Source organism: Hymenobacter coccineus, from assembly GCF_001816125.1.
GTDB classification, from domain to species: domain Bacteria; phylum Bacteroidota; class Bacteroidia; order Cytophagales; family Hymenobacteraceae; genus Hymenobacter; species Hymenobacter coccineus.
Genome location: NZ_MDZA01000097.1, coordinates 1 through 8,693 on the forward strand (window position 1 = coordinate 1; position 8,693 = coordinate 8,693).

3 protein-coding genes and 4 pseudogenes are annotated in these 8,693 nt (G+C 59.4%); 4 read left to right on the forward strand and 3 right to left on the reverse strand.

What is annotated here, in order from left to right:
- Positions 1-12 precede the first annotated feature (12 nt).
- On the reverse strand, positions 13-555 hold the full coding sequence (locus BEN49_RS07150) for an RNA polymerase sigma factor (RefSeq protein ID WP_070742365.1): 543 nt from the start codon (positions 553-555) through the stop codon (positions 13-15).
- A gap of 618 nt (positions 556-1,173) precedes the next feature.
- Between BEN49_RS07150 and BEN49_RS07155 the strand changes: the two genes are divergently transcribed.
- Positions 1,174-3,090 carry a serine hydrolase domain-containing protein gene (locus tag BEN49_RS07155; RefSeq protein WP_125916595.1) on the forward strand — a complete coding sequence of 639 codons (1,917 nt, stop codon included), beginning with the start codon at positions 1,174-1,176 and terminating at the stop codon, positions 3,088-3,090.
- Between the two features lie 611 nt (positions 3,091-3,701).
- Here BEN49_RS07155 and BEN49_RS07160 read toward each other — a convergent pair.
- Positions 3,702-4,706, reverse strand: a pseudogene (locus BEN49_RS07160) (ISAs1 family transposase); the annotation flags it as partial.
- A gap of 164 nt (positions 4,707-4,870) precedes the next feature.
- On the opposite strand from BEN49_RS07160, the gene BEN49_RS07165 reads away from it, so the two are divergent.
- On the forward strand, positions 4,871-7,249 hold the full coding sequence (locus BEN49_RS07165; RefSeq protein ID WP_083325863.1) for a PAS domain-containing sensor histidine kinase: 2,379 nt from the start codon (positions 4,871-4,873) through the stop codon (positions 7,247-7,249).
- 487 nt (positions 7,250-7,736) lie between these two features.
- Positions 7,737-8,000 (forward strand): annotated as a pseudogene (locus BEN49_RS29350) (glycosyl hydrolase); the annotation flags it as partial.
- 144 nt (positions 8,001-8,144) lie between these two features.
- On the opposite strand, the pseudogene BEN49_RS29355 reads toward BEN49_RS29350, so the two are convergent.
- Positions 8,145-8,228 (reverse strand): annotated as a pseudogene (locus BEN49_RS29355) (hypothetical protein); the annotation flags it as partial.
- A gap of 113 nt (positions 8,229-8,341) precedes the next feature.
- Between BEN49_RS29355 and BEN49_RS07175 the strand changes: the two are divergent.
- Positions 8,342-8,693: pseudogene (locus tag BEN49_RS07175) on the forward strand (transposase); the annotation flags it as partial.

Below are 8,693 nucleotides of genomic sequence, written 5' to 3' on the forward strand. Positions count from 1 at the left end.
CACGCCCCGGCCCTACCGGGCGTAGCGGGCCAGCGCGCGGAGCCCCGCCCGGGCGCGGGTTTTGACCGTCGCCACGGGCACGCCGACGCGCGCCGCGATTTCGGTTTGGGTGAAGCCCTGGAAGTAAAAGAGCTCGAGCACTTCGCGCTGGCGGGGCCGGAGCCGCTGGGTCCACGCGCGCACGTCCAGGTGGTCGGGGTTGAAGGCCACCGGGGCGGCCGCTTGCTGGGCGCCGGCGGCTTCGAGCGCGTGCGCGTCCCGGTGGAAGCGGTGGCGCGGGCTGCGCACCACGTCCAGGGCGTGGTTGGCGCACAGGCGCACGAGCCAGGTGTAGAGACGGCCGCGGGCCGGGTCGTAGCCGGCGATGTGCAGCCAGGCCTTGAGCAAGCCGTCTTGCAGCACGTCCTGGGCCAGCTGCGGGTCGCCCACGAGGCGGTGCAGAGCGGCGAGCAGGGCGGGGGCGTAGTGGTCGTACACGCCGCGCATGGCGCGCGCGTCGCGGGCCAAGAGGCGGTGCACCAGCCGCGCTTCGGCGGCCGGGGTCAAGGAAAGCATAGCCAAGGACAAGGGGCCGGCCGCGCCCGGCGGGGCGCCGCGCCAGCGGCGTGGATACGGGGACGGGAATCGAATAACGATAATTTTCGCACAAGAATAGTACTTTCCCAGGGAAGTGCGCCGTTGGGCCGGGCGTATGGCCTGCCTCCTGGGAAGATTGCAACGGGTTGTTGGCTAAGTGCCAAGGCCCTTGGGGGGCTCGGCTGGGCCAGCCGGAAAAGGTTGCCTACCCGTTCCGGCGAAGACGGGCGGGCAAACGCCCGGCCCCCCGGGGCGGGCAAACGCCCCGGGGGGCCGGGCGCTGGCAACGCAGGGCCAAGACTAAAGGAGTCGGTGCTTAGAAGCAAGATGAGGTAGCGCTGCTATTACTTACCGCTACCTATCTGGCCTGAACGGAACAAGTCGACCCACCAACTGCCCAGGTGCTATTTTTAACTCTTATCGTACCTAAAGTGATTGTGAGGGAGGCTTCCTAGGGGGACCTCCCAGGAAACGAAAAATAGAGCACGTTAAGCGGCACCACACCGTGCCTTTAACAAAATCCACCGTTTTTGCTAAACTCTTAAAACGAGTTGCTTGCCCGGTCTGGATGCCTGCTGCCTGAACCGGACCTTTCCTTTGCGGCTTACCTTGGGCGCCCCCGGCGCCACGCATGGGGCATTGACCGGCCCGCGCATCAAAGCCCGACGTTGCAAGCAATTGGAGCGGCCCAATCGTAAACAGCAACTCCCGCTCCACACCTGTTTAGGCGTTACTTCGCGTTGTCCCCCCTCCAATTGCGGCAATCACGTCACTGGTGGGTATTCGGAACAAACCCGTACGAAAATGAAAAAAATACTCATGAGCGTGACGATGGTTCTGCTTTTTGTGGAAGGCATTCAAGGGCAAAATCACATTTCCTCTCAAAAATCAACTTCCGATAAAGTAGGGCAATTATTTTCAAAATACAACAACCCCAATTCACCCGGCGTTGCCGTAGCCGTTATCCAAAACAACCGCATTGTTTATGAAAAAAGTTTTGGCATGGCCAACTTGGAATACGCGGTGCCCATCAGTTCCAATACTATTTTTAATGTTGCCTCTTTAGCAAAACAGTTTACGGCGTTTTCCATCGCGTTGCTTGCGGATAAAAAGCTTCTGTCCCTAAACGACGACGTGCATCAGTACATTCCGGAGCTGCCGGACTACGGGGAAAAAATTACGCTCCTGCATTTAATCACCCACACCAGCGGGTTAAAAGACCAGTGGGATTTGCTGAACCTGGCCGGCTGGAAGCCGGAAGACGTCATCACGAACAAAAACGTGCTCGACCTCATCCTCAAACAACAAGAACTAAATTTTGCACCCGGCGAAAAGTTTCAATACTGCAACTCCGGGTACACGTTGCTCGCCTTGGTGGTGGAACGGGTAACCGGAAAGCCGTTTGCCACGTGGACCCAAGAAAACCTGTTTGGGCCCTTGCACATGAACCACTCTTTTTTCTCCAACAATTTTGCGCAAATCATCCCGAACGGCGCGCATTCGTATAAAGCCACCGAAACCGGGCTGGAAGAAAGCGTCTTTACGGCTTCTGCCGTGGGGGCGGACGGGCTTCACGCGACGCTGGCCGATTTGTGCAAATGGGTGGCCAATTATGACCAAAAAATCATCGGCAGCGACGTCGTTTTTGACGAGGTTAACGGCATTCCGGCCCTGGAAAAATCAGGCAATAGCAATTTGAACGCAGCCGGACGGTTAAAATTGAGTTATGGATTTGGGCAGGGAGTGAAAGACTACCGGGGGGCGTTGCGTATTGGTCATGACAGCGCCGACGCCGGGTACCGAACGTACATCGGCCGGTTCCCGCAACAACACTTTGCCGTCATTCTGTTGGGAAATTCGGAAGCGTTTGAACCGGAAAAAACGGCCATGCAAATCGCAGACATTTACCTCGCCAGACAACTAAGCCCGCCCGCCACCGAAGACGCAGTAGCGGGCAAAAAACTGCTTATTCCCGAAACGATGGAACAAACGATTTCAGGTCAATATCAACTAGGGGACAAAAGAATTTTAAGAATTTTTGTGGTTGACCGAAACATCATGGGTGAAATCAAAAGCGAGCGTCGGCGTTTTGATTTGATTCCCTTAACCAATCTGGAATATGAAAATAAACCCAAGGGCATTGGTGTAAAGTATTTAAAAGGGAATAACGAGGGAACAGCTACCATCGAGTTTAGTGAAAGCGGAAAATCCATAACCGCCACCAAGCTGGTGCACCTTGATTTAAGCTATTTAGACGAATATACCGGCAATTTTTATTGCGGTGCATTGGATGCAAAATACGCAATCAAGGTCCAAGATGACCACATGGTGGCAATACTGCCCAGGAATAATGCTGTGATAATAACGCAAAACGAGGCCGACTCTTTTTTTGGAAGCCACTGGTGGATGAGAGACATAAAATTTAAAAGAAATAAAACAAATAAGATTACCGGCTTTGAAATAAATAATGGGCGGGCCAAGAAAATTACTTTTTTGAAAATAGGTACTAAATGAGTGAATGCCTGCCGATAACCCGCCTGGGTGATAGAAAGTCTGTGCGTTGACTCCGCAGGCAACAACTTAAAGGAGCTAAATGCTTGGTATTATTCTGGAAATGCCTTGCTGACCGCCTGGGCAAGTAGGAAGAAGGTTTCCCGTGCTCAAAAGCTAGTGCTGACAAGCCCGCCGGTTAACCTCCGGACCAAACTTTTAACTGAGGCCAATTACAGGCAACCAGGGGTAAACGAGAAACGCTTCTTTCACCAAAAGGAGCAGGTTTGGCTTCGGACCGTTTCAATAAACCTGTTTTGGCGCGCGCGCACTCGCCGAGTCAAATTGCTGCACTTCGCGAAACGTGTCTAACCATCCTTTTTTGGTGCCGACTACCTAGTGCTTCCCGTCGGCTCATGACACGGCAAACGGCGATATCTGAAACGCATATTCAGTAATCAACGTGTCCTGCTGCCGCTTTTAACGGCTTTTCGGCACCCAAACTTGGAATACACGGTGCCCTGTAGCACTTGGACCAAACTGTGAGCCAAGGACATTGTTGCAGTGGGGTCATTGCACCAAATGCGTAGTTATCTTTCGGCGGGTTCTGGCTGCTGGCCAAGTTGGGCCAACACCTAGCGCAGAAAATTATCGTCGCGAGCAACTTTTTTGCGTTTTCGCCGCAGGCTCGTCACCGTATCATCGCATTGTAACAGGGTCAGGGCCAGCTTGCGTAAGGTGGATAGGTTACGCGGGGCGTGGTCGCGGCGGCAGCCATCCTCATACCACGTCACGTCCGGTTGCCAGTGCTGGTGATTTTCGATGCCCCAGTGGCCGCGCACGTAGCCGGCCAGTTCGCTAGCCGAGGCTTGGCCCAAGGACGAGAGGTAGTAGCGCGAAGCGCAGGTAGCCCGCCCCTGCTGCCAGCGCGTGGTCTGTACGCAGACGAGCGTGCGCAGCCCCGGCCAGGCACCGGCCGCGTCCACCAGCGGGAAATAGCGGCTGAGCCAGAGGCGGCGCTGCTCGCCTCGGCCGTGGCCCTTCTCGCGGTGCTCCTGGGCGGGGGCCTGGACCAGTAAAGGCGCAAAACGGGCCTGCACCTGGGCGAATAGCTCCCGTTGGTTCTGCTTGAGGACCAGTACGTAGTTGGCTTCGCGCTCCAGCAGGCGGGCAGCCAGCGCCGGTTGCGTGCCCAGTGCATCCAGGCTGACCACATTGCCGACCACGTCCACCAACTCCAGCACCTGGGGCATCGCCACCGCTTCGCTGCGCTTTTCTGCCACGGGCACTTGCGTCAGGCACAGGCGCTGCTCGACGGCCCACACACTCACCAACTGCACGCTGGCTTGCCGCCGTCCGGTTGGGGTAGTGCCCCGCAGTTGCTTACCGTCCACGATAAGCTGCCGGCCCGCCCAGTTGGGCGACAATAGCCGCTCCCAGCGCTTCAGACAGGCTTCGAGCTGGGACAGGTCTAGGTGGCGGACACCCGGTTGAGTGTGGTGGGACGGGATGCCCACCGGCAGGCTCAGGAATTGGCGTAAGGTGGCTCCCTTATCACACGCGTAGTCATAAATATCCTCAAGCGTCTCGCAGTTAGCTGATAAACCGCACACCACCAGCCAAACAATGTCACTCAACTCATGTAGGCAGCGGCCTTACTCCCGGTAATCCGTCACCTGCTCAAAAAAATCTTCTTCCTCCATCCACCCAAAGTTCGCTACCTACTACTTTGGTGCAATGACCCTACCCGCGACTGAGGCAGTACCTTTGGTCGGCCTGCTTTAAGTAAGCAGGAGCTTATTCGATGCCAACTTCCTTGGCGTTACTGCCAGTCTTTGACGCCCTGCCCGGGGCCTACTTGCTCCTCTCGCCTGCGCTCGTGATTGAAGCGGCCAGCGCGGCCTACCTGAGTGCCACGCTGACGAAACAGTCGGCCTTAATAGGCCGGCACTTCTTTGACGTTTTTCCCGACAACCCGCAGACCCCCCTTTTGCAGGCCTCGCTGGCCCAGGTAGTCGCCACGAGCCAGCCCCACGAGCTGCCCCGGGTGCCCTATGCCATTCCTGACCCGGCCCGGCCCGGCCACTTTGTGCAACGCTACTGGCGGACGCACCACACCCCGGTGCTCGATGCCCAAGGCCACGTGACGGGCATTATCCACGCCGTGGTCGACATCACCGCGCAGGTGCAGGCCGAGCGCTGGCTCCACGAAAGCCAGGCCCGGGAACAGGCCGCCCGGTTAGCCGTCGCCGCGCAGACCGAGGAGCTAGCCGCTGCGCAGCGCCAGGTGCAGGCGCGCGAAACCTTCTACCAACTCTTTGCCCACACCCCCGCCGCTATTGCCATCCAGCGCGGACCCGCGCACCGGTACGAGTACGTCAACGCCGCCCTCCAGCAGTTCTTTCCCGACCGCCAGCTGCTGGGACGCCCCGTGGCCGAGGCCCTGCCCGAAATTGTGCCGACGGGCCTGCTACATATCCTGGACGGCGTGTACCACACGGGCGAAACGTATTTTGGCCACGAGGTGCCGCTGCGCTTGGCGCAGGCCGACGGCTCCCCCAACCGGCAGCGGTACTTCACCTTTACCTACCAAGCCTACCGCGAAGCAGGCGAGATTGTGGGCGTTTCCACCTTTGCCTACGAAGTGACCGGGCTGGTACTCGCCCGTCAGCAACGCGAGCGTGAGCGGCAGCAGCTGCGCGATCTGTTCGAGCAGGCGCCGGTCGCCCTGAGTGTTTTTCGGGGCCCGACCTACGTGCTGGAGGTAGTCAATCCGCTCATGGCGGCGATGTGGCACCGCCCCGTCGCCGAGCTAGTGGACCAGCCGCTGTTCGAGGCCCTGCCCGAACTCGAAGCGCTGGGCCTGCGCGCCCTGCTGGAGCAGGTGGTGCGAACCGGTACGCCCTACCAGTTGCAGGAGTGGCAGTCGCCGGCCACCGACTGCCACGCGGAGCCGCGTTTTTTCAACTTTATGTTCCACCCCTTGCGCGATGAGCACGCCCAGGTGACGGGGGTGGCTTGCGTGGCCACCCCCGTCACGGACCAGGTGCTGGCCCGACGCGTCAGTGAAGACCATGCCCAGCAGCTACGCCTCCTAACGGATGCCTTACCCGTGCTGGTGGCCTGCGTAGACCAGCAGGAACGGTACGTGTTTGCCAACCAGGCGTACGAGCGGTGGTATGGGCGACCGGCGGCTGAGCTAGTCGGCCGGCCGGTACGCGAGGTAATTGGGGAAACCGCCTGGGCGCGTGGGGCGCCCAACCGGGCGCGCGCCCAGGCGGGCGAGTGCGTGGAATTTGACGCCGCCAACTACGGCCCCGGCGCTGACCAGCACATTGAGGGCAGCCTCATCCCCAACGTACAGCAGGGGCGTTCCAGAGGCTACTACATTCTCATTGCGGACGTGACCGGCCTGGTAGCGGCGCGACAGACGGCCGAAGCCAGCGCCCAGCGGGCGCACGCACTGGCGGACGAACTCCGGCTAGCCAACGAGCAGCTTACCCGCGTCAACGTCGACCTCGACCACTTTGTGCACGTCGCCTCCCATGACCTGCGCGCTCCCATCACCAACGTGGAGGGGTTGCTGCGGGTTTTGCGGGAGCAACTGCCCGGCGACCTGGCCCAGACGGGGTCCGTGCCCCGGGTATTGGCCCTGCTAGAGCACGCGATTGAACGCTTTCAGCTCACGTTAACGCAACTGACCGATATTGCGCGTTTACAGGAGTCGCAGGCGGCGGAACCAGTCGATCTGGCAACGCTGGTGGAAGATGTGCGCCTGGACCTGACGCCGCTCCTAACCGAAACGCAGGCGCAACTGGTCGTAGACGTCGCCACTTGTCCGCGCATCTCCTTCCCGCCGGTGCACCTGCGCAGCATCGTCTTTAACCTGCTCAGCAATGCGGTGAAGTACCGTCATCCGGACCGGCCCGCCGTGGTGCACCTGCGGGCGCACGGCAGCGCGTCGCAGGCCGTGCTGGAAGTCCAGGACAACGGGCTGGGGCTGGACGAGCGCCAACAGGCGCAGCTCTTTGACCTCTTTAAGCGCTTGCATTCCCACGTGGAAGGCTCGGGCGTGGGGCTCTACCTGGTCAAGCGCATGGTCGAGAATGCCGGCGGGCGCATTGCGGTGCAAAGCCAACTAGACGTCGGCTCCACCTTTACGGTGTGGCTCCCGCGCTCCTAGCGCGTCCGGGCAGGCCGCTGGCCAAGCGCAGGGCTGGCGCGTGAAAGGCCACCGCATACGTGCGCCGTTTTCTGGGTCTAGCAGGGGTGGCCATTAGACAAGAAAGGCCAGGCTTTGCTGGGTCTCTCACTCAAGTACCTGGCGGGGGCGAGGGTCGGCAGCATAGGTAAGGACACTGGAGAAATGTTCAGCGGGTTTTAAACGCGAAAAAGGCTTATTGCAGCACGCGGGTAGGGGGCTGCGCCTGGCTTGTTCCTTCATTAGATAACAAGTGTATGTTATATATTTAAAAATCAACAATTTATGGTTTTAGACGTGCTGATTTTTTTACGGCTTGCCGTAGTTATCCCGTAGGTCATTTGTTGGCAGTATTACCCGGCAGTGCGTCTTTTGTAGCAGACAGTTTCAGTGCCCCAAATGCTTTATATCTTTTTCCAATTCCGGTTTTATTATCCATTTGTTCACTTCATCCTCTACCCGTTAGCTCATGAAAAAGCATTCAACTAACTGGTGGCCTTCCGGCTGGCTGCTGGGCCTACTCGGCTTGCTGGCGAACTGGCCAGCCCCCACCCAAGCGCAGACCAAGAGCCCCAAGCGTGGGGTAGCTTACGACTTTACCTCGGCGGCCGACCTGCAGGCGCTGGCCCCTGGCCTGAGCTGGTGGTACGGGTGGGCTCCCATCCCCAAAGCGGCCGTTGCGAACACTTATCAGGGCCTGGGCTCGGAGTTCGTGCCGATGCAGTGGGATGAGATTCTGGACGGCAGCACTGTCACGGCCAACCGGCTGGCGGCCGCCACCTCGGGCTGGGGGTGCCCGCCCCGCGGCACTAATGTACCCGTGGCCCTGGGCCTGCAGCAGCGCGGCCTGGAGGACGGCCAGCGTGCCGAAGATGTTCGTCTCGCAGAGCGCCCGCACGTCCGCCGCGGGGGCTTCCTCAATGGTGCCCACCAGCGAGTAGCCGGCGTTGTTGAGCACCATGTCGAGCCGCCCGAAGTGCGCGTGCGCCTGCGTGACCTCCTCCCAGTAAACTAGGCCGCTGTAAAGTAGCGAAAATCGGGCACTTGTCGTACCTTAAACCAACAGACAGTGTCATGAAAAAGGCCAAGTTTACCGAGGCCCAAATCGTGTTTGCCCTGCGCCAAGCCGATACGGGCGTGGCCGTCGCCGAGGTATGCCGGAGGATGGGCATCAGCGAGGCCACCTACTACAACTGGAAGAAAAAGTACGGCGGCTTGGGCGTGCCCGAAGTGCGGCGGCTCAAGCAGTTGGAAGAAGAAAATCAGCACCTCAAACAGCTCGTGGCGGACCTGAGCCTCGATAAGCAGCTGCTGCAGGACGTACTCAAAAAAAAGTTCTGAAGCCCGTGCAGCGTCGCCACGCGGCTCAACACCTCCTCGACGCCTACCGCATCTCGGCTCGCCGGGCCTGCCGGGTGCTCCGCTT

What these genes read in the sequence shown, in the direction of transcription:
- BEN49_RS07150 (WP_070742365.1), bottom strand. Translation starts at nt 555, where the DNA reads ATGCTTTCCTTGACCCCGGCCGCCGAAGCGCGGCTGGTGCACCGCCTC.
- BEN49_RS07165 (WP_083325863.1), top strand. Translation starts at nt 4,871, where the DNA reads ATGCCAACTTCCTTGGCGTTACTGCCAGTCTTTGACGCCCTGCCCGGG.